Origin of the sequence: Cytobacillus oceanisediminis 2691 (genome assembly GCF_007678455.1) — a bacterium.
GTDB lineage: Bacteria > Bacillota > Bacilli > Bacillales > Cytobacillaceae > Mesobacillus > Mesobacillus oceanisediminis_A.
Window position 1 is genome coordinate 1 of record NZ_VEEP01000100.1, and the last position, 318, is coordinate 318.

The following is a 318-nucleotide window of genomic DNA, read 5'->3' on the forward strand; positions in this document are numbered from 1 at the left end:
ATCCTCCACTAACCCCATAATTACTCTATGAATTTTATACCCTCCACATTACACCACCACCCCACGATCAATAACCTTATCAATCACCCCCTTCACGCCATCATCACCCACTACCCGCACATCCTTCCTAACGTCATCCACCAGCATACCATGCAACTCCCTAACAACTACTTCCCTCCCAACCACTTTCAGTAAAAATAAAATCTTACCTAAACCCATTACTTAAAACCGCCTCTCCTCAATATCTTAATTCAAGCCCATTTCACCTCCTACCTACAAACTTTTCAATCTATTTATCTTTTACTTTTAATCTCTTCT

General features: G+C 40.6%; 1 protein-coding gene. It reads right to left on the reverse strand.

All coding sequences use genetic code 11. The annotated features are described in order from the left end of the window. Positions 1 to 48: 48 nt before the first annotated feature. On the reverse strand, positions 49 to 219 hold the full coding sequence (locus FS736_RS24570) for a hypothetical protein (RefSeq protein ID WP_186326908.1): 171 nt from the start codon (positions 217 to 219) through the stop codon (positions 49 to 51). Positions 220 to 318: the final 99 nt, after the last annotated feature.

Bases quoted from the DNA above. Each gene is read 5' to 3' on its own strand.
- FS736_RS24570 (WP_186326908.1), bottom strand. From the start codon at position 219: ATGGGTTTAGGTAAGATTTTATTTTTACTGAAAGTGGTTGGGAGGGAA.